We start from the raw sequence: 24,729 nt of genomic DNA, 5'->3' as shown, positions 1-24,729 counted from the left end.
TCGGCCTCCGTCACTTGTGGAACTTCGGTCCGGAAGGATTGTTGGAACCGTGGATGTTGGCGTGGCAGCTCAGGCAGCCGCGCCCCATCAGCCGCTCGTCCGGGTGCGGGCCGGTGCCGAGGCCGGCCGCGCCCTGCAGGTCGTTCGGATGGCGCGTCATGGTGTGGCACTGCTGGCACAGCATCGGGATCGGCGCGACCAGCAGGGTCTGCTGGTTGGAGCCGTGCACGTCGTGGCAGTTGAGGCAGTTCTGCCGCACCGGCGCGTGCTCGAACAGGAACGGTCCGCGCTTCTCGGCGTGGCAGGTGTAGCAGGTCTCGTTGACCGTGTCGGTCTTCAGCAGCGGCTTGGTGATCGAGCCGTGCGGGTTGTGGCAGTCGGTGCAGGCCATCTGCCCTTCCGGCAGCGGCATGTGCGAGCGGCGGTTGAACTTGGCGCGGATGTCCTGGTGGCAGGTCGCGCAGACCTCGTTGATCGACGATTTCGCCAGCACGCCCTCGGGCGACAGCCTGGCCATCGGGTTGTGGCAGTCGGTGCAGGACAGCCCGCGGTTCTGGTGGATCGAGCCGATCCAGTGCTGCCGCGCCCCGCCGGCATGGCAGCTCAGGCACACGCCCGCCTGGGTCTGCGGCGAGGTCTTCGCATCGTGGGTGAAGGCGATGATCTTGCCCGGCGCGGTGGGGTCCTTGGCGTGTTCGGAACCCGGTCCGTGGCAGCTTTCGCAGGCCGCCTGCGGGCCGGTGTTGGCCGCGCCGGCGCGGAACGAGGCCACGTGCAGCGAGTGCGAGGCCTGCACGTTCTCCTGCGCGTGGCAGGCCACGCAGGTCTTCGCACCGACCGCGTCGGCGTTCGGTGCCAGCGGGTTGGCCGGGATCGGCGCACCATCGAACGGCGTGGCCGGGCTGTCGCCCATCGAAGCGAGATGAGGGTTGTTCTGGCGTGCCGCGTTCGCGCCCATGTCGGTGGCCGGCAGCATCCTGGCGATGTCGCTCTGGCTGAGCCCGCTGGCCGGCGCATGCCCGTTGCCCGTTGCGGCGGGGTCGCTCGTTGCCGCCTGCTGGGCCTGCAGGTCCCGGGAGCCCAGCAGCATCGTGGCGGCGCCCAGCATCACGCATAGCAAGGCTGCAAGAAACAGCGAAATCACACGCATGGCTTGGAACCCCTTGGCTAGCGTGAACACCCGATCGCGATCGGCCGGCGGCGCACCCGTCCGGCATGCTCCCCTCGACGCATCCGGCCTTGTCCTGCACCGCAGTATTCCCCTCGGCGAATGAGATTGATAAGCCCTGCGATGTTGCGTTTAATATCCAGGATCAAAGAACAATCCTTCACGATTTTGCAACGCAGCAAGATATTCCGCCGCTTAGCTCACACCCGACAGCGCCATCGCAGGGATGTGCCATGCAGGATCTCAACGACATCTACTACTTCGTGCAGGTAGTGGAACTGGGTTCGTTCACTGCCGCCAGCAAGGCGCTGGGCGTGGCCAAGTCGCAGCTGAGCTTCCGGGTGGCCCGGCTGGAAGCGGGCCTCGGCGTGCGGCTGATCCAGCGCACCACGCGGCGCTCGCACGTCAGCGAGATCGGCCAGCGCTACTACGAACAATGCCGGCAGCTGCTGGCCGCCGCCGAGCAGACCCAGCGCGTCATCGACGAGGCCCAGGCCGCACCGCGCGGGCGCATCCACGTGGCCTGCCCGGTGCTGTTCGCGCAGCTGCTGCTGGCGCCGGTGCTGGTCGACTTCCTGCGGCAGCATCCCGAGGTTCAGGTCGACCTCGACATCTGCCATCACCAGGCCGACGTGATCGCCGGCGGCTACGACATCGCGTTCCGCGTGCGCGATTCGCTCAAGGATTCCAGCCTGGTGATGCGCAGCTACGGCATGGACCCGCAGATGCTGGTGGCCAGTCCCGGGCTGCTGCGACGCCAGGGCCAGCCGCTGCAGCCGGTGGACCTGAAGCGCCTTTCCAGCGTCGGCGTGATCAATGCCGATGGCCGGCATTTCTGGCACCTGCAGGCCGCCGATGGCCGCACCCAGCAGATCGAGCACCATCCCAGCCTGGTCAGCGACGATCTGCAGGTGCTGTACCAGGCGGTGGTCGGCGGCGTCGGCGCGGCGCAACTGCCGCAGTTCGTCTGCCGCGAACCGATCGCCGAAGGCCGGCTGGTACCGCTGCTGCCGGCGTGGTCGCTGCCCCCGGGCAACGTGCACGCGGTGTATCCCTCGCGCCACGGCCACACCCCGGCGCTGCGCAGCTTCATCGACTTCGTGGCGCAGCGCATGCCGCAGGTACTGCGCCGCACCCAATCGGGCGTGCTGGCCGAGAACGCGAAGCCCGGGCCGGCGAACCTGCCCACCGGCTGACGTCGCCGGCTACGCGCCCAGCCGGCGCGCCGCGGCGCGGCCGGCGACCAGGCCGCTGGCGAAACAGGCGGTGAGCAGGTAGCCGCCGGTGGGCGCCTCCCAGTCCAGCATCTCGCCCGCGCAGAACACGCCGGGGCGGGCGCGCAGCATCAGGTCCTCGTCCAGCGCCTCCAGCCGCACGCCGCCGGCCGTGCTGATCGCCTCGGCGACCGGCCGCGGCGCACGCAGGCGCAGCGGCATGGCCTTCAGCCGCGTCGCCAGCGCTGGCGGATCGGCCAGGGTGGGCTTGTCGGTGAGTTCGAACACCAGCGCGCACTTCGCCGCGTCCAGCCCGGCGCGACGACGCAGCCAGTCGCCCATGCTGTGCTTGCCGCGCGGCGCGGCGAGGCGTTCGGCGAGCGCCGCCACGGTACGGCCGGGCACCAAGTCCAGCGCCAGCGAGGCCTCGCCGCGTTCGGCAATCTGCCCGCGCAGCTCGGCGCCGATCGCGTAGATCAGGCTGCCCTCGATACCGTATTCGCTGAGCACGAACTCGCCCTGGCGCGAATGGGCCACGCCGTGGCGGTCGACCCAGTGCGCCACCACCGGCTTCAGCGGGGCGCCGGCGAAGCGGCCGGAAAGATGCTCGCTCCACGCCACTTCGAAGCCGCAGTTCGCCGGCTGCAGCGGGGCGATCTCGACGCCCGCCTCCCCGAGTGGCGCCACCCAGGCGCCATCGGAGCCCAGCTGCGGCCAGCTGGCGCCGCCGAGCGCGAGGACCACCGCAGCGGCCGCCACCGTGCGTTCGCCCTGCGGCGTGGCGAAGCGCAGCGCACCATCGCTCCAGCCCAGCCAGCGGTGGTGCATGTGGAAGGTCACGCCCGATTCGCGCAGGCGATGCAGCCAGCGGCGCAGCAACGGGGCCGCCTTCAGGTCGGCCGGGAACACCCGGCCCGAACTGCCGGTGAAGGTCTCCACGCCGAGCCCGCGCGCCCAGCCGCGCAGCGCGTCCGCGTCGAACGCGTCGAGCCAGCGCCCCACCTCGTCGCGGCGCGACGCATAGCGTTCGACGAAACGCGCGCGTGGCTCGCCATGGGTGAGGTTGAGGCCGCCCTTGCCGGCCAGCAGGAATTTCCGCCCGGCCGAACCCTTCGCGTCGTACAGGTCGACCGCCACGCCCGCCGCGCACGCGGCCTCGGCCGCCATCAGCCCCGCCGGACCGCCGCCGATGATCGCCAGGCGGTGGGGGTTCGTCCGGTTCATCCGCAGATGGTCGCATGCCGCCCGAACGGAATGAACCGGCGGCCGGGCAACCCGGCGGCGATCCGGACCTTCATCGGTTCACCTGGCCCGGCGTTTCCCGGCGGCAACCAACTGAATCGGAAATAAACCGGATTAATCAACCGCCCGGATTTTGTGGATTGTCGCAGCCATAACCCGGCAAAAACTACGAAACATATTGCGAAATCGATCCGGATTAATATCGTTCCAAACGCATGGAATTACGCATTCGTCGAACCCCATGCAGGGCCGGACAGACCACGTTTCCCTCCCGCCCAGGCCGGACGGGAATGCTCGCAGCAGGCGCGCGCGCAACTCATCCATCTATCTGATACGGCGAATGAAAATCATCATGTGCCGCTCCGGCCACGGGATGCGCCCCAAGCATCCGCACAGGCGCGCCGCGGCACCGCGACGATTGAAAATATTTACGGTGCAGGTATGGCAACGCAATTACCCGATTACGTGATCGTGATCACCGACCACTTCAAAAAGTCCTATTGACTGGTTTCATCTGCAACTCATACCGTCGCCGCGTTCGCCAATGGGGAGCTTGGCGAATGATTCCGTCGTCACCTCTGCAAGATCATTCCGAATCGGCATTCGACCCCGCGGGCAACTCCGGGAAGGGTCGCGTGCGGGGCGCGGGATCGCAGGCCAGTCCAAGAAAATTCCTTGTGCCGCGTCTGTCCACGGCACTCCATGCATGAGGTCCTCACGGTCCCCATAGGGTCCGTTTGTCCTCAAAAAACCTTGGGAGTTCGAAATGCCAGGCAATTTCCGATTGAAGTCATGGGTCATCGCAGCGGGGGTCGCGATCGCCGCGGCCACCACGCCGGCGGCCGCCTATGCGGCACCCGCGCAGAGCACCGCCGCGCCTGCCGCGGCCAGCAACCCGACCCTCAACCCCTACTCGCCGGCCTATGGGCATGCTTACCGCCATGGCGTGTTTCCCACCAGGGAAGCCCATGCCCGGATGAAGCAGTACCAGGCGCTGCAGGCGGCCACCACCGCCGCCGCCACCGGCCCGCAAACGCTCAGCTACGGCGGCGGCGTCGACGGCATCGGCGTCACCAGCGGCACGCCGAAGGTCTACATCGTGGTCTACGGCAGCCAGTGGGGCACGGCCAGCACCAACGCCAGCGGCAACATGACGCTGTCCAACGACCCGGTGGGCGCGGTGCCCTACCTGGAAAACCTGTTCAAGGGCCTGGGCACCGGCGGCGAACTGTGGTCGGGTGTGATGACGCAGTATTGCGACGGTTCCTCGGTATCCACCGGCGCCACCTTCTGCCCCAGCGGCGCGCCCACCGTCGGCTATCCGACCGGCGGCACCTTCGTCAACATCTGGTACGACAACTCGGTGGCTTCGCCATCGCAGGCCACCGGCGCGCAGCTCGCGCAGGAGGCGATCAAGGCGGCGCAGCACTTCGGCAACACCACCGCCGCCTCGAACCGCTACGTGCAGTACGTCATCCTGTCGCCGACCGGCACGCACCCGGACGGGTTCAACACCCCCACCGGCAGCTTCTGCGCCTGGCACGACTGGAACGGCGACCAGAGCGTGACCTCGCCCGTCGGCGACGTCGCCTTCACCAACATGCCGTACGTCTACGACATGGGCTCCAGCTGCGGCACCGGCTCGGTCAACTCCGGCGCACAGGGCAACCTCGACGGCTTCTCGATCGTCGGGGGTCACGAGTACGCCGAGACGGTGACCGACCAGAACCCGGCGGGCGGCTGGACCAACCACACCGGCAACGCCACCTACAACGGCCAGGAAAACGGCGACGAGTGCGCCTGGCTCACCACGCCGTCGAACGCGGCCACCCAGAACGTGGTGATGGGCAACGGCACCTATGCCATGCAATCGACCTGGTCCAACGACACCAACGAATGCGACATCTCGCATCCGATCGTCGGCGGCAGCGGCGGCGGCACGCCGGTGGCCAACTTCACCGACACGATCAGCGGCCTGACCGTGAACTTCACCGACACCTCCACTGACACCGGCGGCACCCTCTCGTCGCACGCGTGGACCTTCGGCGACGGCAGCAGCTCGACCGCCGCCAGCCCCAGCCACACCTACGCGGCCGCCGGCACCTACAGCGTGACCGAAACGGTGACCGACAGCGCCAGCGCCAAGACCAGCTCCAAGACGGCGTCCGTGACCGTCGCCAGCGCCGGCGGCACGCCGACCGCCAACTTCACCGATACGATCAGCGGCCTGGCAGTGAACTTCACCGACACGTCGACCGATTCGGGCGGCACCATCGGCTCGTATGCGTGGACCTTCGGCGACGGCAGCAGCTCGGCCGTGGCCAACCCCAGCCACACCTACGCCGCCGCCGGCACCTACAGCGTGACCGAGACGGTCACCGACAGCGTCAGCGCCAAGACCAGCTCCAAGACGGCCTCGGTGACGGTCTCCAGCGGCAGCCCGTCGCAGCTGCTCGGCAACACCGGCTTCGAGAGCGGTGCGGCCTCGCCGTGGGCGATGAGCTCCGGCACGCTGTGCAGCAACAGCGGCTGCTCGGGCGAAGTCGCCCACAGCGGTTCCTGGTTCGCCTGGCTGGACGGCTACGGCACGACCCACACCGACACGTTGTCGCAGTCGGTGGCCATTCCGAGCGGCAAGACCTCGGCCACCCTGTCGTACTACCTGCACATCGACACGGCGGAAAGCGGCTCGACCGCGTATGACACGCTGAAGGTGCAGGTGCTGAACAGCTCGGGCTCGGTGCTCGCGACGCTGGCCACCTACTCGAACGTCAATGCGGCCACCGGCTACACCGTGCATACGGCCAACCTCACCCCGTACATCGGCCAGACGGTGACGATCAAGTTCACCGGCAGCGAAGACTCGTCGCTGCAGACCTCGTTCGTGCTCGACGACATCACGCTGACCGTGCAGTAAGCGCGACCGGCGGCACTCGCCGCCGCACGCGAAGAAGCGGATCTAGGGCCCGGCCGGCAACGACCGGGCCCTGTTTCGTCCGCGCTGCCGCGACGCGGCACAGGCACGCTGCGCGGCGCCATCCCGTTGTATGGTGGCGGCTCACCGCCAGCGGATCTTCACCATGCATCGAACCCTGCCGAGCCTGTTCCTGGCCGCGCTGCTCGCGACGAGTGCGTCCCACGCCGCGCCACCCGCCCTGCCGCACGAACAACCGGCGTTGCATGCGCTGGCCGGCGCTCCCAGCGAAGCGGAGCTGCGCGCCACGATCACGAAGCTGGTCGGCTTCGGCACCCGCCACACGCTGTCCGACACCAAGTCCGATACGCGCGGCATCGGCGCGGCGCGGCGCTGGGTGGAGGCGCGCTTCGAGGCGATCTCGCGCGACTGCGGCGGCTGCATCCAGGTGGCCACGCCATCGCAGGTATTCAGCGGCAAGCGCATTCCGGTGCCGACCGAAGTGATGGACGTGGTCGCGATCAAGCGCGGCAAGGGCGACCCGGACCGGGTGATCGTGATGACCGGCCACCTGGATTCGCGCGTCAGCGACGTGATGAACGCCACCAGCGATGCCCCCGGCGCCAACGACGACGCCTCTGGCGTCGCCGCGCTGATCGAGGCCGCGCGGCTGCTGTCGACGCAGGACAACGACGCCACCCTGGTGTTCGCCGCCCTGTCCGGCGAGGAGCAGGGACTGTACGGCGGCAAGGTGCTGGCCGACTACGCGGTGGCGCACGGCTGGCGGGTCGAGGCCGACCTCAACAACGACATCGTCGGCAACAGCCGCGGCCAGAACGGCGTGGCCGATGGCACCACCGTGCGCGTGTTCTCCGAAGGCACCCGGAGCAACGAGACCGCGGCGCAGGCGAACTATCGCCGCTACCACGGCGGCGAGGTCGATTCGCCCTCGCGCAACGTGGCCCGCTACATGGCGGCGATCGCCGACGCGTACCTGCCGGACCTCCAGGTGCGCATGGTCTATCGCACCGACCGCTACGCCCGCGGCGGCGACCAGGTGCCGTTCCTCGAGGCCGGCTATCCGGCGGTGCGGGTCACCGAGGCGCACGAGGACTACACCCGCCAGCACCAGGACCTGCGCATCGGGCAAACCGACCGGGATCGCGGCGTGCACTACGGCGACACCCTCGACGGCATCGACTTCCGCTACCTCGCCCGCGTCACCGCGCTCAATACCCTCACCATGGCCGCGCTGAGCCGCGCGCCGGCGCCGCCGGACGGCATCGACATCGAGGGCGCCGTGGCCACCGACACCACGCTGACCTGGCACAAGGTGCCCGGTGCCGCCGGCTACCGCGTGCACTGGCGCGACACCACCGCACCGCAGTGGCAGCATGCGTACGCGGTAGGCGACGTCGACCGGGCGGTGCTGAAGGACGTGGTGGTCGACGACTGGTTCTTCGGCGTGTCGTCGGTCTCGGCCGACGGCTACGAGAGCCCGGTGGTGTTCCCCGGCGACGCCGGCAGCTTTGCGCGCTCGCCGGCGCCGGCCGCCAGCGGCGCCGGCCACTGAGCCGCGCCGGCCGGCCCACACGCCGGGCCGGCGGCGAAGCGGGGCATCCGCCGCCTAATCGTGCTGGAACCGCGCCAGCTCGGGACGGTGCAGGCTGAAGCCCTGCACGCCGTTGACGCCCAGTTCGGCCAGCGCCTGCACGGTCTCCCGGTCGGTCACCCACTCGGCGACCACCTGCAGGCCGAGCCGGTGGCCGATGTCGGTGACCGCGCGCACCATGAGGTGGCTGACCGGGTCGGTCAACATGTCGCGCACGAAACTGCCGTCGATCTTGAGGATGTCCAGCGGCAGGTTCTTCAAGTACGTGAACGAGGACATGCCGGCGCCGAAATCGTCCAGCGCGATCCTGCAGCCCACCGCACGCAGCTGCTCCATGAAGCGCACCACCTGCGACAGGTTGCGCACCGCCACGGTCTCGGTGATCTCGAAACACACCCGCGACGGGTCCACCTTGTAGTGGCGCAGCCAGCCGATGATCCGGCCGGCCAGCGCCTCGTCCTCGACGCTGGCGCCGGAAAGATTGATGGCCGCCATGTGCAGCCCCGCACCTGCCGGATGCAGCTGGTCGAAGTGGGCCAGCGCGGTCTCGATCACCCAGCGGTCGACCGCCGGCATCAGGCCGTAGCGCTCGGCCGCCGGCAGGAACACGCCCGGCACCACCAGCTCGCCCGACTCGTCGCGGAAGCGCAGCAGCAGCTCGACGCTGGGCCCGGCCTCGGCCACCGGCGGCTGCGGCTGCGGTAGCGGCAGGATCTCCTGGTAGGCCAGCACCAGCCGGCCCTCGTCGACCGCCCAACGCAGCCGGTTCGCCCACTCCATTTCGCCGTGCCGGCGCACCGTCTCGTCGTCGCGCTCGGAGTAGAAGTGCACGCGGTTGCGGCCCAGTTCCTTGGCCATGTAACAGGCGGTGTCGGCCTGCGCCAGCAGGTCCTTCACCAGCACGCCCGGGCGATCGATCAGCACGCCGCCGATGCTGGCGCTGACCTGGTAGCTGCGCTGTTCCCAACTGAACACGTAGCCGTCGATGCAGCGGCGCACGCGCTCGGCCGCCTGCTCGGCGGCGGCCCGGTCGGCCACGTTGGCGACCAGTACGCCGAACTCGTCGCCGCCCAGCCGCGCCAGCACGTCGCCGGCGCCCAGCTGCCGGCGCATGACGGCCGCCAGCCGGGCCAGCAGCTGGTCGCCGGCGAGGTGGCCGGAGGTGTCGTTGATCAGCTTGAACTGGTCCAGATCCAGGTACAGCAGCGCGGCGGGCGCGGCGGCGCCGATCTCCTCCAGCGCGGCCTGCAGGCGAAGCTCGAACTCGCGCCGGTTGTACAGCTCGGTCAGCGCGTCGTGGCTGGCCTGGTGGCTCAGCCGCTCAGTCAGCCGGCGCTGCTCGCTGATGTCGCTGGCCACCATCAGCAGCCTGGCGCCCCCGTCCAGCGCGATCCGCGAGATCGCCACGTCGGCCCAGAAACGCGCGCCCGCCTCGCCGTGCAGGGGGGTCTCGGTCCACTCGCCATCGCGCGGCTCGGCACTACCGAGCCGCGCACGCAGGTCCGGATCCTCGAACAGCTCGGGCAGGCGGCGCTCGACCACATGTTCGCCGAGGCGCGCACGCGCGGCCTGGTTCGCGTAGGTGATGCGCCCGCCCTCGGCCTCGGCCAGCAGCACCAGCGCCGGCAGCAGTTCGTTCAGCGCGCGGAAGCGCTCCTCGCTCTCGCGATAGCGGCGGCTCATCCGCCAGCCCAGCTCGAGCGCGCGCTGGCGGGTGCTGACGACGGAGTACACCAGCAGCGCCAGCAGGATGCTGGACAGCACGCCGGCCCACAGGGTCGTGCGGCCCCATCCGCCCGTATCCGCGTCGGCCTGGCGCGGCAGCGGCCACATGCGGACGCTCCATACGCGCCCGCCGTAGGCCAGCTTGCGCTCGTAGCGGTAGCCGTCGCCCAGCCACACGGCGCCCTGGCCCGAATCGAACAGCGACAGTGCCTCCGGCCCGGTGACGTCGCTGACCTGCAGGCGCAGGTTGCGCGTCAGCGAATCGGGCAGCGAGTTGCCGACCATGCCGTCCAGCCGGAACGACGCCGCGATCGAGCCGCGCATGCGCGCGCGCCGTTCGTCGACGGTTTTCGGCGGCGAACCCGGGCTGTAGATCGGCAGCCGCAGGGTGACGCCTTCGCCCGCCACGCCGGAGCCGGCCAACTGTAGCGGATGGAACGGCGCCGACAGGGTCGCCCGGTCGCTGTCGCGCGAGGCCAGCAGGGCGGCGAGATTGCGCGGCTGCGCGCCCACATCGAGCCCGACCACAGTCTCGTTGCCGGCCGCCGGTTCGACCCAGCGGGTCACGTAATGCTCGCCGTCCGGCCGCAGTTCGCGCTGGGCGTAGGCCAGGGCAAGCAGGCTGGGGAACTGTTCGCGCGGGCGCATGTTGGCGTAGAAGCCGGCGTATTCGCCCGCGTCCACCTCCTCCGAGGAGAGGAACAGCGATTGCGCGGCGCGCAGCAGCGATTCGGCCGCGCGCAGCCGGCCCTGCAGCGAGACATAGGCCTTGTTGGCCAGCTCGTTGCGGACGAGCGTGCGCTCGGCCTGCAGCCGCTGCTTCTGCTGCTCGTGCAGGGCCAGCGCCAGCGAGAGCCCCAGCAGCAGCGCGAGCAGGCCCCACAGGTAGGCGGCCACATGCCACCGCGGGGGTTGCGGGATCACCTGATCGCCTGCGCCGCCGTCATCCGGCGGTACGGGAAGCGAGTCGTCGGGATGCTTTTTGCCGGGCAAGGAGGTCACCGCGCGATGCCGTTCCCGCCGATGGTACACAACCGCACCGACGCTCATCCACGCGGCGACGGATCAGCGCCCCCCGCGCGGCTTCGCGCGATGCGTGGGCGTGGCGGTCCACGGGTCGTCCGGCCACGGGTGGCGCGGGTAGCGGCCCTTCAGTTCCTTCTTCACTTCCGGATAGGTGCGCTCCCAGAAACCCTTCAGGTCCTGGGTCACCTGGATCGGCCGGCCGGCTGGCGATAGCAGGTGCAGGGTGACCGGGATGCGTCCGCCGCCGACGCGCGGCGTGTCGGCCAGGCCGAACAGCTCCTGCAGCTTCACCGCCAGCACCGGCGGCTCGCCTTCGGCGTACTCGAGCCGGCGGCTCTGTCCGCTGGGCACGAGCAGGCTTTCCGGCGCCTGCGCATCGAGCGTGCGGCGTTGTTCGTAGTCGAGCTGCGACGCCAATGCCTGCGACAAGTCCTCCGCGCCCAGCGCGTCGAGCCGGTGCCGGCCGTCAAGGTGCGGCGCCAGCCAGTCCTCCAGCGAGGCCAGCAGCGCCGCCTCGGAAACGTCCGGCAAACCCAGCTCGGGCCTCCACGCGCGCAGCGCCTGCATGCGTGCGCGCAGCCGCCGCGCATGGTCGCTCCACGGCAACGCGTCGAGGCCCTTCGCGCGTACGGCGGCAAGCAGCGCGGGCAGCGCATCGGCGGGTTTCACCGGCACGCTGCGGCGCTCCAGCACGATCGCGCCGAAGCGCTGCTCGTCGAACGCCTCGGCGGCGCCGCGCTGGTCGTTCCAGCGCAGCGTGCGTTCGCGGGTGAAGCGCTGCGGGAAGTCGCGCTCCAGCACGCGCGGGTCGAACGGCGCGGCGGCGAACACCAGGCTGTCGCGCACGTCCAGGCGCAGGTCCAGCACCACCAGCCAGGGCTCGCCCAGCAGCGCGGTGTCTTCGTGCAGGCGCGCGCCGCGGCCGTTGGCCAGCGTGTAGCGCAGCGGGTTGCCATCGTCGCGGCGCGCGATGCGATCGGGGAACGCGTGCAGCAGCAGGTCGCCGACTGCATGGCTGTCCGGCACGCCGCTGGCCGCGGTACATACGTCCAGGCGCCGGCGCCAGCCCTTGCTGGCCTGCTCGATCGCGGCCAACGCGCCGCTGTCGACCTCACCGCGCAGGGCCGGGCCACGACGATCGCGCCACGCGTGCAGCGCGGCCAGGCGCACGCGGAAATCGTCGCTGCGCGCCTGCGTGCCGCGCAGCGGCGAGCGCGCTTCCATCAGCGCCAGCAGGTCCGCCGCCAGCGCGTGCACCCCGGCCGGCGCGCGCAGCGCGGCGGCGCCGAGCCGCGGCGTGGCGCCCAGTTCCAGCATGCGCCGGCCCAGCGCGGTGATGCGCCCGTCGGCGTCCAGCGCGGCAAGGCTCGCCAGCAGTTCGCGTGCCTGCGCCAGCGCGCCGGACGGCGGCGCGTCCAGCCACGGCAGCTCGGCGCTGCCCCAGGCCGCCAGTTCCAACGCCAGCGCAGAGAGTTCGGCCTGGGCGATCTCCGCCGTGCGCGCCGGCTCCAGCCGCCTGCCCTGCGGCCACAGCCGGTACGCCGTGCCCGCCGCCACGCGGCCGGCGCGGCCGGCGCGCTGGTCGGCCGAGGCCTGCGAGATGCTGACGGCCTCCAATCGGGTGAAGCCGGAATTCGGATCGAAGCGCGGCTCGCGCGCGAGGCCGCTGTCAATCACCGCGCGAATGCCCGGCAGGGTGATGCTGGACTCGGCCACGTTGGTGGCCAGCACGATTCGACGCATGCCCGGTTCGGCGGGAGCCAGCGCCTGCTGCTGCTCGGCCAGCGACAACTCGCCGTGCAGCGCGACCAGCTCGACGTCGTCGCGCGCCAGCGTCTGCGCCAGCACCGCCTGCGCGCGCGCGATCTCGCGCCGGCCGGGCAGGAAGGCCAGCACGTCGCCGTCGTTTTCCTCCAGCGCCTGCCGCGCGACGCGGGCCAGCTGATGTTCGACGGTTTCCTGGGTGCGTGCCGGCGGATAGTCGATGCGCACCGGGAAGCTGCGGCCCGGACTGCTGATGCGTGGCGCATCCAGCCAGGCCGCGATGCGCTGGCCATCCAGCGTGGCCGACATCAGCAGCAGGCGCAGATCCGGCCGCAGCGTAGCCTGCACGTCCCGCGCCAGCGCGATGCCGAGGTCGCCGGCGAGGTGGCGTTCGTGGAACTCGTCGAACACGATCGCGCCGATCCCTGCCAACTCCGGGTCGTGCTGGATCAGCCGGGTGAGGATGCCTTCGGTGACCACCTCGATGCGGGTCGCCGCGCCCACCTTCGACTCGAAGCGGATGCGGTAGCCGACGGTCTGCCCGACCGCTTCGCCGAGCTGCTGCGCCATGAACTGCGCGGCGGCGCGCGCGGCGATCCGGCGCGGCTCCAGCATCACGATCTTGCCCCCGGCCAGCCACGGTGCGTCGAGCAGGGCCAGCGGCACCTGGGTGGTCTTGCCGGCGCCCGGCGGCGCCTCCAGCACCAGCCGCGGCTGCGCCGCCAGCGACGCACAAATCTGCGGCAGCAGCGGGGTGATCGGGAACGGAGGCGGCGCACTGCTCATCGCGCGCATGATAGCGGGCGCCGCCGTGCGCCGACCCCGGTGGATCAGGGCATCACTTGGGCTTCGTGCCGGCGCCGGCCGGCGCGCGCAGCGGCGCCAGCGATTCGAACTTGCTCTGGTAGTCGTCGGTGATCTGCTTGGCGTCCGCGCCGCCGCGGATCACCCGCGGCGTGATCAGCACGATCAGCTCGGTGCGGTTGCGGCTGCGGCTGGTGTTGCCGAACAGCCGGCCCAGCACCGGGACGCGGTTGAGTCCGGGGATGCCGGTGTCGGTGTTGCCCTCGGCCTGCTGGATCAGGCCGCCCAGCAACACGGTCTGGCCGCTCTGCACGGCGACCTGGGTGGCCAGCTTGCGCTGCGAGATGGCCGGGTTGCCGTTGACCAGCGGCACCGACTTGTCGGCCTGGCTGACCTCCTGGCTGATGTTCATGTAGACCAGCCCGCCGGGATTGATCCGCGGCTGCACGTTGAGGATCACGCCGGTGCTCAGGTAGCTGACCTGGCTGTAGCTGGTGGCCGTGCCGATGCCGGTGTTCACGCTGGTCTGGTTGATCGGGATCTGGTTGCCGACGGCGATGCTGGCCACCTGGTTATTCATCACCACCATCGACGGCGCCGACAGCGTCTTGGTGTTGCCGCTGGTCTCCATCGCGCGCACGGCGACCTGCAGGTCGCTGTTGAGGAAGGAATAGAAGAACGGCTCGCCGCGGAACGCGTTGCCGCCCTGGCCCAGGCCGAGCTGGCGATGGCGGTACGGCTGGCCGGGAACGATGTTGCCGCTGCTGTCGGTGGTGCTGCCGGTCAGTCCTTCCAGGTACCACTGCACGCCGAACTGGAACTCGCCGGTGAGGCTGACCTCGAGGATGCGCGTCTCGATCTGCACCTGCAGCGGCACGTTGTCGAGCTTGTGGATCGCCGACTTGATTTCCTCCCACTGCGACGGCCGCGCGCGCACCAGCAACTGGTTGCTGCCGTCGACCGAGCTGATCCGCACGCTGCCGTCGCTGGAGCTGTACTGCTGTTCACTGGGCGCCGCGCCGCCGGCCGCGCCGCCGAAGCCGGCCGCGCGGCTGCCGAAAGCTCCGCCCGCACCGCCGCCGGTGCTGTCGCGGCCGCTGCCGCCGACCGTGCCGACGTTGCCGCCCACGCCGATGGGGCCGCTGTCGCGCCCCGCGCCGCCCGGGTTGCCGAAGCTGCCCGCGGTGCTGCCCATGCTGGTCGCGCCGGCGTTGTCCGCGCTGCCCAGGGTGGCGGCGGCGAGGCCCGGCCCGACCTGGCCGCCGCTGTCGCCGCCACCGCTGCCGGCGCCGCTGGCGTAGATCTGCGCCAGGTAGCGGGCCAGGTCCGAGGCCTTGATGTTGCGCACGTCGTAGACGAACAGCTGCGGCTCGTTGCCGCCGCCGCGGTCGATGCGGGTGATCCAGTCGCCGACCTCCTGCAGGTATTCCGGCTGGGTGCTGATCACCACCAGCGCGTTGGTGCGCTCGATCGGGATGAAGCGCAGCATGCCGGCCAGCGGGGTATTGCCCTTCTCGCCGAACATGCCGTCCAGCTTCGGCATCAGTTCGCCCACGCTGGCGTACTGCAGGTTGAACACGCCCACCGACATGCCGCGCAGCCAGTCCACGTCGAAGGTGCGCACCATGCGCTGGTAGTTGGCCAGCTCGTCGGGAGTGCCGGACATCACCAGCAGGTTGCGCGCCGGGTCCACCAGCAAGGTCGAATCCGCCCGCGCGAACGGCTTGATCAGCTTCTGCATTTCGGTGGCGGAGATGTAGTGCAGCGGGAACAGCCGCGACTGCAGCCCGCCCGTGGGCGCGCTGGCGCCGAGGCTGGGCACCAGGTTGCCGGCCACGGCCTCCTTCTCCGGCAGCACCACGTAGCCGCCGTTGCGCCTGACCAGCGCGTTGTGGGTCCACGACAGCAGGGTTTCCAGGATCGGCAGCGCCTGGTCCGCATCCACCGGCTCGGCGGTGGAGAACGAGATGTTGCCCTGCACGCCCGGCGTGATGGTGTAGTTCTGCTTGAGCAGGTCGCCCAGGATCGCCTTGACCACCGCCTGTACCGGCTGGTTCTCGAAATTGAAGGTCACCGAGCCGCCGCCGCTGGCCGCCGGGCGCGGCTGGGCCAGCGCACCAGGCCGGATGAACTGCCCGCTGCCCCGGCTCACCTGCGACTGCGGCGTGGCCGTGCTGCCGTCCGGTGCGCCGTTGTTCAGCGGCAGCGGCGCGGGCACCGGATTCTGCGTGCCGGCCAGCGCCTCGCGCTGCAGGGCACCGTTGTCCGCCGGCGGCGGCAGGCTGGCACAGCCGGCCAGCACCACCACGACGGCCAGCATGACGCTGCGCAGGATTTGCTGAGTAGGCATGCGGAACATGGATCAACGTACCCCTTGATTGGCTGCGGCAGCATCGGCAGCACGACGTTTCTGGATGTTTTCCCTGAGCCGGTCAAGGCTTTTCTGCCGCGCCGGATCCTCCGGCGACGGCGGCGCCTGCGAATCGCGGCCGCCCCGGGAACGCATGTTCTGCCTTCCGGCCCCGTGCGGGCCGATGCTGATCATCGCGTCGGCAGGTGCGGCCGGCGGCGGCGCCGCGGTTCCCCCGCCGGCGGCCTTCTGCCCGTCGAACGGCGCACCGGCCGGCAGCTTCAATTCGCTCCGCCCCGCGGACGTGGCGAACACCGCCGAACGCGGATGCACTTCCAGCAGGGTGGCGCCGCCGTCCGGCAATGCCTGGCCCTCGCGCACGCGCAGCTCGCGATGGTCGCCGTTCCTGTCGCGCAGCAGGGCCATGCGCAACTCGGGGGTGAGGATGATGCCGGTCAGTTCGAGGTCGCCGAGGTTGCCGCCGCCGTCGGCGGCGCGTGCGACCGGCTTGCGGTCCGGGCTGAACAGCGGCTTCTGCCAGACCAGCGCGTACTGCTGCAGCGGCACCGGTGGCGGCAGGCTGGCCGGCGGACCGGCCGGCGGCAGCGCCGCCGGCGTGCGCGGCGCATCCCAGCGCACGCCGCGGCCGAGGCCGGCCAGCAGCAACAGCAGCACCGCGCCCAGCAGCACGGCCAGCGCGACCAGCACGGGCGTGAGCTGGCGCTGGTTGGCGGCGTTCATGGCGCGGCTCCCGCGTCGACGGACGTGCGGCCGGGCGGCGCGGCCGCCGGACGCGCCGGGCGCACGTAGCCGGACAGGCTGAATTGCACCTCCAGCGCCGCGGTGCCGTTCTGCTGCGCCGTCACCGGGTTGCGGTAGATGCTGAGGTCGTCGACGAACAGGTACGGCGTGCCCTGCTCCAGCGCCTGCAGCACCGCCGCCAGCGGCTCCATGTCGCAATTCAGGCTGATGCTGACCGCCGCCTTGCGGTACGGCTCGCCGGTGGTCGACGGCGGGTTCGGCAGCGGCATTTTCTGGGTCACCGCGCAATGGCCGCCGCCGGCGCGGGCGGCGACCACGTCGATCACGCGCTGCATCAGGTCGGCCGCGGCGGCGTTCGGATCGTCGGCGGCGAGGAACGCGTTGCTGGCGGCCTGGCCGGAACCGAGCGCGGCGAGGCGCCGCTGCAGCGCCGGCTTCTCGGCGATCGCGGCGGCGTAGCGGCTGTGCGTGTCGCGCAGGTCGGCCATCTCGTCGCGCACCTGCTGCAACGGCACCACGAACCACCAGTGCAGCAGCGCCAGATAGGCCAGCCCCAGCGCCAGCAGCAGCAGGATCACCGCCGCGATGCGGCTGTCGCGCGGATTCATCGCGGTGATCTTCATGGCGCGTCCCCGTGGGCCGCCGGTTTCGGCTGGTTCACGCGCGCGGTCAGGTAGAAGCGTTCCTTGCCGCTGCTCGGGTCGGGCTGGATGCTGCCCTGGAAGCTGGCGCCGGTGACCAGCTTCGAATCCTTCAATGCGTCGAGCAGCTTCACCGCCTGCTGGCTCTGCCCCTGCAGGCCGATCTGGCCGGCGCTGTCGACGTTGAAGCGCTCCAGCCAGGCGCTGTCCGGCAGGCGCTCGGTGACGTCCTGCAGCAGGCCGAGCATGGCCACCGTATCGTGCTTGCGCCGGGCCAGGAAACCGGCGGCACCGGCGTCGTCCTGCAGTTGCTGGCGCAGCGCCGCCACCTGCTGCGCCTCGCCGCGCATCGCCTCGACCTCGGCCTGCATCTGCGCCAGCGCCAGTTGCCGGTTGTGCAGCCACTCGCCCAGCACCAGCGCCAGCAGCAGCACGCAGGCGGCGGCCAGCATCAGGTTCAGCCGGCGGCGCGGGCGCGCGCGATGCGGCACCTGTTCCGGCGGCAGCAGGTTGACGCCCAGGCGGCCGTGGCCCACCGCCACGTCCGCCGCGTCGACCGCGATGCCCTGCGCCTGCAGGCGCGCGAGCAGCGGATCCAGCGTGCCGCGGGTGACCACCACCAGTTCCGCGTTGAGGCGGCCGGGCGCGGCGGGCGCGGCGGGCGCGGCCGTTTCGCGCACGGCGTAATACACCTGCGCCACGGTGAACGGGGTCTGCCGGTCCATCTCGAAAGCGGCGACCTGGCGCAGGTTGTCACGCGCGGCCAGCGGCAGCGCCAGCGTGCGCCGCAACACCGTCGCCGCCGGCAGCAGCAGCGCCAGGCGCAGATCCTCGCGGTCCACCCGCTGCAGCGCCGCGCCCAGCGCGGCGGCCGGCGCGGGGGCGCCGTCGTCGTTCCAGCTCGCCAGCACATCGCCCTGGCCGCTGCGGCGCAGGGTCCATGCCGTGTCGGCGTGCTGCAGCAGGTGCCAGTCCGCGCCGCTGCCGAACCAGCCGCGCCAGCGCAGCGGCAGCAGGCCGCGCAGCTCGCCGCCCCACCAGCCCAGGAACGCGGGCAGCGGCGAAGCGCGCCAGCCGCGGCGTGCACGATCCAACAACGGCCGCAGCGACTGCATTGCCGTACTCATTCCGCCTCCCCCTCCTGCCAGCGCATCACGGCATACGGTTGCACCTGCCCCTCCTGCAGGCGAATCGTGGCGCGCAGGACCGCACGCGTGCCGTCGGCCAGCGTGGCCTCCGAACGAATACTATGCGCGGTTCCGCCGTTGAGGACCAGCCGCGGGTCGTCCGCATTCTTCCGCCGTGCGGCCTGGATCTCGTTCATCCGTTCGGGCGTCATTCCGGGGATCGCGGCCAGCGCCAGGGGCGGCGCAATGTTCGGGTCCGGGCTCGGGTTGCCGGACCATATCGTTACCGCCGGCGCCACCTGCCGGTACAGCGCCGGGGTCATGCCCAGCACCATCTGCAGTTCCTCGACGCTGGCGAACGGGCCGCCGCGCGGGCCGTAGCCGCGCCCGGCCGCCAGGTAGGCGGCGCGCTGGCTGGCGGCCGCGCCTTCGAGGAGGGGCGGGCTGCGCCAGTCCACCACGCGGCCGGCCTGCGCCTGCGCCTCGGCCGGCGCCAGCCCGGCCGCCTGGAACAGGCCGCGCAGCACCTCCGGCGAGGCGGCGTTGAGATCGACCTTGCCGCCTTCGTCGATCGCGCGCACCACCACGGTGGCCTGGTCGTAGTGGAAGGTGTAGGGCCGGCCATCGCCGATCCAGTGCTGCGTCGGCTGCGGATCCCGCAAGGCGTACAGCGCACGCATCAGGCCGGCCTCGGCGGCGTAATGCGCCTGGGCCTGGGCGAACGCGTAGCGGGCCTGCAGGCCTTCGGTGCGCACCAGCGCGGCGTAGCCGCCGAGCAGGATCGCCAGCAGCGTGCACGCCCACAGCACCAGCAGCAGGGCGACCCCGCGCTGGCCGGAACGCCGCGGCAACGGCCGGCGGCTCATCGTCCCCTCATGCCGGGCAGGTTGACCAGGAGCGGATTCGCCCGCAACGGCACGTCCAGCTGCGGCCACGCCATGCCGCCCTGCGCCTGCAGCTCGATGCGCACCAGCTGCGGCATCCGGCGGCCATCGGGCCATGTCGTGGACCATGGGGCAGGGTCGCCCTGCTCGTCGACCCCGCGGTAGCTGAAACCGCCCTTGGCGATGCGATCGAGCAGCACCTGCGGCTCGCCCAGCGGCTGCGGCGGCTGGCCGTCCGGCGGCAGCAGGGCCAGGCTCAGCTCCAGCCGCAGCCCGTCGTGGCCGTCGTCGACCAGTTGCAGCCGCTGCAGCTGCGGGCCGAGCTTGCCGAGGTAGCCGGGCAGCGGGGCCACGTAACGCATCTCGCGCGCGCTGCCCTCGAAATAGATCGGCTCGCCATGGTCGGTGCGGCCGATCGGCTGGACCATGCTTTGCGCCAGTTCGCGGCGCAGGAATTGCTGCGCCGAACGCACCTGGTCGACCCGTTCGATCGCCGCCGTGCCCGAGCGCACGCTGCGGGTGGCGGTGCGCAGGCCCGAATACACGCCGACCAGCAGCAGCGCCAGCAGCACCAGCGCGGCGAGCACTTCCAGCAGGGTGAAGCCGGCCGCGCGCTTCATCGGACGGCCTGGGCGTTGCCGGCGGGCATCGGCGTGCCCAGCCGCAGCGTGCGGAAGTGCGCCGTGCGCGGATGCGCCGGCGGCCCCCACGACACGGCCAGGTCGAGCTGGTAGAGCTGCAGCGACGCACCGGGCGCGGCCGGGCCGGCCGCGTTCCACGGCGTCACGTCGAGCTGCCAGCGGTACTGCCGGTCGAAGCGGCCGGCATGCTGGCCCGGCTTCACCGCCTCGCCCACGAACGCGCTGTCGAGCAGGCTGCGTGCATGCATCGCCACTTCGCTGTATGCGGCCGCGTTGCGGCCCAGCGCGATGGATGCGCCGGCCACCTTCATCAGCGCGGTGAACGCGATCGCCAGCAGCATGATCGCGGCGATTACCTCCAGCAGGGAAAAGCCCTGCTGGCGGGATTGGGGATTCGGGATTCGGGATTCGGCAAGGCGCGCCAGCACCGGCCGCCCGCTTTTGCGAATCCCGAATCCCGAATCCCCGCTTTCAACAGACGAATGTCTGGTCATCCCGGCTCTCATCGCTGCGCCACCGCATCGACCACGCGCACCTCGCCGGTCAGCCACGCCACGTTGACGTGCCATTCGCGCCGGCCGCTGCGCAGGGTGATGCGCCCGCCGGTGGAGCTGCCGTCGGGGAAGAAGCGGATGCGGCCGGTGTGGTCGTTCGGCTGGTCCTGCTTCGCGCTGGTGATGCTCACGCGCAGGCCCTTCGGCAGACGCACGCCATGCCGCTTCGCGTCGTCGTAGCTGTTCGCGCGGGTGTCCACGTCGAAATGCTGCTCCTCGCCGCGCACGATCGCCTGCACGCGGGTCGCCCGCAGCGCGCCGGCCAGCTCGCTGCCGGCCGCGCGTGCGCGCGCGCTGGCCAGGCCCTGGGTCACCGCGATCGACACCGCCGCCGCGGCAATCCCGATCAACAGGATCACTGCGAGCATTTCCAGCAGGGTGAAGCCGGCGGCGCGCCGCCGGCCGGGATTCGGGATTGGGGATTGGGGATTCAGTAGAGCGCACCAGGCAAGTGCGGGGGCGCCCGTTCTTGCCGGATCCGAATCCCGTCGCTCACCGAATCCCGGCTTCATTGCCAGTTGCCCACGTCCTTGCTGTAGCCATCGCCGCCGGGCTTGCCGTCCTGGCCGTAGAAGATCAGGTCGAAGCTGCCGTGCTCGCCCGGGTACTGGTAGCCGAAGGCGTGGCCCCAGGGATCCTTCAGGTCGGACTCCTTCGCGTACGGGCCCTGCCAGTTCGGCGCGTTCGCCGGCTTCGTCACCAGCCCTTCCAGCTGTGGCGGCGGCGCGCCGTTGTCCAGCGCGTAGTTCTCGATCTTCTGGTTCAGCGTCATCAGCTGCGCCTTGCCCGCGCCGTACTTGCCCTTGTCGACGTTCTTGCCGACCTGGGTCACCACCACCGCGCCGATGATGCCGATCAGCACGATCACCGCGAGCATTTCGAGCAGGGTGAAACCGGCGTTCGAGCCGATACGTCGTGGTTGCCTTTGCCGCATGGGGATCACCTCGAATGTGCGAATGGAATGTCTATTGGATATTGCTGGTGAGGCTGAGCAGCGGCAGCAGGATCGCGGCCATGATGATCGCCACCAGCACGGTCATCACGATGGTCAGCGCCGGCACCAGCGCCGCCAGCAGGCGGTCGATCGCGCGCCTGGACTCGAGTTCGAAGGTGTCGGCGACTTTCAGCAGCATGGTGTCGAGCTGGCCGGCTTCCTCGCCGACCTGCACCATCTGCATCGCCAGCCGCGGGAACAGCTTCGACTGGCCCAGCGCCAGGCTCAGCCCGGCGCCGCCCTTGACCTGTTCGTGCGCCGCCTCCAGCGCCGCGTCCAGCGCGCGGTTGCCGGTGACCTGGCGCGCGATGGTCAACGCGCTCAGCAACGGTACGCCGTTCTTCAGCAAGGTACCCAGCGTGCGCGCGATCCGCGCGGTTTCCACCTTCAGCAGCAGCGGGCCGACCAGGCGCAGCCGCAGCAGCCGGGCATGCCAGGCCAGCCGCATCGCCGGATCGCGCAACCGCGCGCGCCAGGCGAACAGGCCGCCGCCGAGCAGCAGCAGGATCAGCCACCACCACGCTTGCAGCGCGTTGCCCAGCGCCAGCACCGCGGCGGTGATCCACGGGATCGGCACCTGCATGTCCTCGAAGATCGGCACGAACTGCGGCACCACGTAGGCCAGCAGCAGCACCAGCGAGCCGAGCACGCCGGCCAGCAGGAAGGCCGGATAGATCAGCGCATTGACGATGCTGCCGCGCAGCTGCTGCGCGCGCTCCAGGTAATCGGCCAGCCGGCGCAGCGTCTCTTCCAGCGAACCGCCCGCCTCGCCGGCGCGCACCAGGCTGACGTACAGCTTGGGGAACACGCCATGCTCCTCGTCCAGCGCCGAGGACAGGCTGTTGCCGCCGCGCACGCGGTCGCGCACGCGCTCGACGAGCTTCTTCGCGTGCTCGCCCTCGGGCAAGTCGAGCAGGATGCCCAGCGCGCGGTCCAGCGGCTGGCCGGCGCCGAGCAGGGTCGCCAGCTGATGGGTGAACTGGGCCAGCTGGTCGCCGCTGAACGGACCGCGCTTGAACAGCGCGGCGAAGCCGCCGCCACCGCCCGCACCGTCGGCCGGCAACGCTTCCAACGGCGTATGGCCCTGGTCCTGCAGGCGGCCGATCACTTCCTCGACGCTGGCGGCTTCCATCTGGCCCTGCAGGACTTCGCCGGCTTCGCTGACGGCTTTGTATTGGAACTGGCTCATGCGACCAAACCGCGCACTTCGACCCCTCTCCCGCTGGCGACCCAAAGGGAGTCCCCTTGCGGGTGAGAGGGGTGAGGGTTCCGGCACGGCGCAACGCCACACTCCGCCCGGACCCTCATCCGCCCTTCGGGCACCTTCTCCCAAAGGGAGAAGGGATGGAGCGCCTCAGCCCTCCTGCGTGACACGCAGCACCTCCTCCAGCGTGGTGACGCCGGCGAGCGACTTGGCGATGCCGTCCTCGTACATGGTGCGCATGCCCTCGGCGCGCGCCTGCTTCTCGATCTCGCCAGCGTCGGCCTTCTGCATCACCAGGCGGCGCAGCGGGTCGCTCATCACCAGGAACTCCATAATCGCCTGGCGGCCGCGGTAGCCGCTGGGATTCGCCGTGCTGGAACCGGGCTTCCACAGCCGGATCGGCTTGCCGTCCGCGTACTTCTCCAGCTCGAACTGGGCGATCACCTCGGGCGAGGGCTCATACGGCACCGCCGTCGCCGGATCGAGCCGGCGCACCAGCCGCTGCGCCAGGATGCCGTTGACAGTGGAGCCGAGCAGGTAATCCTCCACGCCCATGTCGAGCAGGCGGGTGATGCCGCCGGCGGCGGAGTTGGTGTGCAGGGTGGACAGCACCAGGTGGCCGGTGAGTGCGGACTGGATCGCGATGCGGCAGGTTTCCAGGTCGCGCATCTCGCCGATCATGATCACGTCCGGGTCCTGGCGCACGATCGAGCGCAGCGCGCCGGCGAAATCCAGCCCGATCTGCGGCTTCACCTGGATCTGGTTGATGCCCTCGATCTGGTACTCGACCGGGTCCTCGACGGTGATGATCTTCACGTCGGGCGTGTTGATCCGCGACAGCGCGGTGTACAGCGTGGTGGTCTTGCCCGAGCCGGTGGGGCCGGTCACCAGCAGGATCCCGTGCGGCCGGTTGAGCACCTCGACGAAGCGCGACTGGAAGCTGTCGGTGAAGCCCAGCGAGGCGAAGTCGAACACCACCGATTCGCGGTCGAGGATGCGCATCACCACCGACTCGCCGAAGCTGGTCGGCACGGTGGATACACGCAGGTCCAGCTCCTTGCCCTGCACGCGCAGCTGGATGCGGCCGTCCTGCGGCAGCCGGCGCTCGGCGATGTTCAGCCGCGCCATGATCTTCACGCGCGAGATCACCGCGGCGGTGGACGACGACGGCGGCGCTTCGACTTCATGCAATACACCGTCGATGCGGTAGCGCACCTTCAGGCGGTTCTCGAACGGCTCGATGTGCACGTCCGACGCGCGCTGCTCGACCGCGCGCTGCAGGATCAGGTTGACCAGCCGGATGACGGGAGCCTCGGAGGCGAGGTCGCGCAGGTGCTCGACGTCGTCCTCTTCCGCCGCGCTGCCGTCGAGGTTCTCCACGATCGTGCCCATCGCCGAGCGGCCGGAACCGTAATAGCGCTCGATCAGCCCGTCGATCTCCGAGCGCAGGCCCACGCGCAGCGCCACCGGCCGCCCGGCGGCCAGCTCCACCGCCTGCAGCGGATACGGATCGGCCGGGTCGGCCACGATCAGCGCCAGCCCGTGCTCGCCATCCTGCACCGGCACCACGTGCTGCTGTTTCAGGAAGCGCAGCGACAGCTCCAGCTCGGCCGGCGGCAGTTCCGGCGCATCGCGCACGGCCAGCAGCGGCACCTGCAGCAGCTCGGCCCAGGCCTCGGCCAGGTCGCGCTCGGAAACCAGGCCCAGCCGCGCCATCAGCGTGGTCAGTGTGCCCTCCGCCGATTCCTCGTGCAGGCGGCGCGCGCGGGCGAGGTCGCCGTCCTTCAGGCGGCCGCGCGCGACCAGCCACGCGCAGACTTCCGCCTCGCGGTCATCCACGACCCGACCCGACCCGCCGACCGCCGGCTCGATCACTGCCGACATCCTCCACCCCGCTCGATATCTGCGAAAAGCCGCCGGCGCTCCCCGGCGGCGAAACGGCAAGCGCCATAGTTAGCACATCCGGCCGGCGGCGGGTGAACGCGGCCCGCCGCCGGCCGCCACGGCGGCACAAACGTCCATTGTGAGGCCTGCGCCCGCAGCGTTGGACCTTCGCGGCCTAGGAAAATTTCCTGTGCCGCCGCCGGCGTGACCCGGGTCGCA

At 70.7% G+C, this 24,729-nt stretch carries 19 protein-coding genes; 4 read left to right on the top strand and 15 right to left on the bottom strand.

The genetic code is table 11. From position 1 onward, the window contains the following. Positions 1-10: 10 nt before the first annotated feature. Complete coding sequence (locus AC3WRN_RS08815) at positions 11-1,150, bottom strand: DmsE family decaheme c-type cytochrome (protein ID WP_068097509.1); 1,140 nt, start codon at positions 1,148-1,150, stop codon at positions 11-13. A gap of 251 nt (positions 1,151-1,401) precedes the next feature. On the opposite strand from AC3WRN_RS08815, the gene AC3WRN_RS08810 reads away from it, so the two are divergent. Further along, on the top strand, positions 1,402-2,364 hold the full coding sequence (locus AC3WRN_RS08810) for a LysR family transcriptional regulator (protein ID WP_492622688.1): 963 nt from the start codon (positions 1,402-1,404) through the stop codon (positions 2,362-2,364). Positions 2,365-2,373: 9 nt separating this feature from the next. Here the strand turns inward: AC3WRN_RS08810 and AC3WRN_RS08805 are convergent, their stop codons facing one another. After that, complete coding sequence (locus AC3WRN_RS08805; RefSeq protein WP_492622687.1) at positions 2,374-3,606, bottom strand: TIGR03862 family flavoprotein; 1,233 nt, start codon at positions 3,604-3,606, stop codon at positions 2,374-2,376. Positions 3,607-3,759: 153 nt separating this feature from the next. On the opposite strand from AC3WRN_RS08805, the gene AC3WRN_RS08800 reads away from it, so the two are divergent. The 3 genes from AC3WRN_RS08800 to AC3WRN_RS08790 all read left to right on the top strand — a co-directional run bounded on the left by AC3WRN_RS08800 (position 3,760) and on the right by AC3WRN_RS08790 (position 8,111). Next, complete coding sequence (locus AC3WRN_RS08800; protein WP_492622686.1) at positions 3,760-4,128, top strand: hypothetical protein; 369 nt, start codon at positions 3,760-3,762, stop codon at positions 4,126-4,128. 472 nt (positions 4,129-4,600) lie between these two features. After that, on the top strand, positions 4,601-6,541 hold the full coding sequence (locus AC3WRN_RS08795) for a PKD domain-containing protein (RefSeq protein WP_492622751.1): 1,941 nt from the start codon (positions 4,601-4,603) through the stop codon (positions 6,539-6,541). A gap of 163 nt (positions 6,542-6,704) precedes the next feature. Then, positions 6,705-8,111: a M20/M25/M40 family metallo-hydrolase gene (locus tag AC3WRN_RS08790; protein ID WP_492622685.1), complete on the top strand. Its 1,407-nt coding sequence runs from the start codon at positions 6,705-6,707 to the stop codon at positions 8,109-8,111. Positions 8,112-8,165: 54 nt separating this feature from the next. On the opposite strand, the gene AC3WRN_RS08785 is transcribed toward AC3WRN_RS08790, so the two are convergent. The 13 genes from AC3WRN_RS08785 to gspE form a co-directional block, all read right to left on the bottom strand. Beyond that, entirely contained in the window at positions 8,166-10,799 is a 2,634-nt protein-coding gene (locus AC3WRN_RS08785) for a bifunctional diguanylate cyclase/phosphodiesterase (RefSeq protein ID WP_492622684.1), read from the bottom strand. A gap of 141 nt (positions 10,800-10,940) precedes the next feature. Beyond that, positions 10,941-13,460, bottom strand: a complete 2,520-nt coding sequence (gene hrpB / locus AC3WRN_RS08780) for an ATP-dependent helicase HrpB (RefSeq protein WP_492622683.1) — start codon at positions 13,458-13,460, stop codon at positions 10,941-10,943. Positions 13,461-13,503: 43 nt separating this feature from the next. Then, positions 13,504-15,828, bottom strand: coding sequence for a type II secretion system secretin GspD (gene gspD / locus AC3WRN_RS08775; RefSeq protein ID WP_492622682.1), 2,325 nt, complete (start codon positions 15,826-15,828; stop codon positions 13,504-13,506). A gap of 3 nt (positions 15,829-15,831) precedes the next feature. After that, complete coding sequence (locus AC3WRN_RS08770; RefSeq protein ID WP_492622681.1) at positions 15,832-16,560, bottom strand: type II secretion system protein, XpsN-like; 729 nt, start codon at positions 16,558-16,560, stop codon at positions 15,832-15,834. After that, positions 16,557-17,204, bottom strand: a complete 648-nt coding sequence (gene gspM / locus AC3WRN_RS08765) for a type II secretion system protein GspM (protein ID WP_492622680.1) — start codon at positions 17,202-17,204, stop codon at positions 16,557-16,559. Before gspM ends, AC3WRN_RS08770 begins: the two co-directional genes overlap by 4 nt. Continuing rightward, entirely contained in the window at positions 17,201-18,349 is a 1,149-nt protein-coding gene (locus AC3WRN_RS08760) for a PilN domain-containing protein (protein ID WP_492622679.1), read from the bottom strand. Before AC3WRN_RS08760 ends, gspM begins: the two co-directional genes overlap by 4 nt. Then, positions 18,346-19,215, bottom strand: a complete 870-nt coding sequence (locus AC3WRN_RS08755; protein WP_492622678.1) for a type II secretion system minor pseudopilin — start codon at positions 19,213-19,215, stop codon at positions 18,346-18,348. The genes AC3WRN_RS08760 and AC3WRN_RS08755 overlap by 4 nt, the downstream gene beginning before the upstream one ends. Further along, the gene (locus AC3WRN_RS08750; protein WP_068097529.1) at positions 19,212-19,853 is read right to left on the bottom strand and encodes a type II secretion system protein GspJ; all 642 of its coding nucleotides are present in this window, start codon (positions 19,851-19,853) and stop codon (positions 19,212-19,214) included. Before AC3WRN_RS08750 ends, AC3WRN_RS08755 begins: the two co-directional genes overlap by 4 nt. Next, positions 19,850-20,302: a type IV pilus modification PilV family protein gene (locus tag AC3WRN_RS08745; protein WP_235604360.1), complete on the bottom strand. Its 453-nt coding sequence runs from the start codon at positions 20,300-20,302 to the stop codon at positions 19,850-19,852. Before AC3WRN_RS08745 ends, AC3WRN_RS08750 begins: the two co-directional genes overlap by 4 nt. 74 nt (positions 20,303-20,376) lie before the next feature. Further along, entirely contained in the window at positions 20,377-20,844 is a 468-nt protein-coding gene (locus AC3WRN_RS08740; RefSeq protein ID WP_255373128.1) for a GspH/FimT family pseudopilin, read from the bottom strand. Between the two features lie 92 nt (positions 20,845-20,936). Continuing rightward, a complete protein-coding gene (gspG, locus tag AC3WRN_RS08735; RefSeq protein ID WP_082823522.1) occupies positions 20,937-21,362 on the bottom strand; it encodes a type II secretion system major pseudopilin GspG in 426 nt (141 codons plus the stop codon). A 31-nt stretch (positions 21,363-21,393) separates the two neighbouring features. Next, complete coding sequence (gene gspF / locus AC3WRN_RS08730; RefSeq protein ID WP_068097537.1) at positions 21,394-22,611, bottom strand: type II secretion system inner membrane protein GspF; 1,218 nt, start codon at positions 22,609-22,611, stop codon at positions 21,394-21,396. A gap of 165 nt (positions 22,612-22,776) precedes the next feature. After that, complete coding sequence (gene gspE, locus AC3WRN_RS08725; protein ID WP_492622677.1) at positions 22,777-24,510, bottom strand: type II secretion system ATPase GspE; 1,734 nt, start codon at positions 24,508-24,510, stop codon at positions 22,777-22,779. Positions 24,511-24,729: the final 219 nt, after the last annotated feature.

This window comes from Rhodanobacter sp. FW101-FHT13A11 (genome assembly GCF_058790335.1).
The sequence above is the reverse complement of the archived record's forward strand: the minus strand, read 5'-3'. Positions and strand labels throughout refer to the sequence as shown.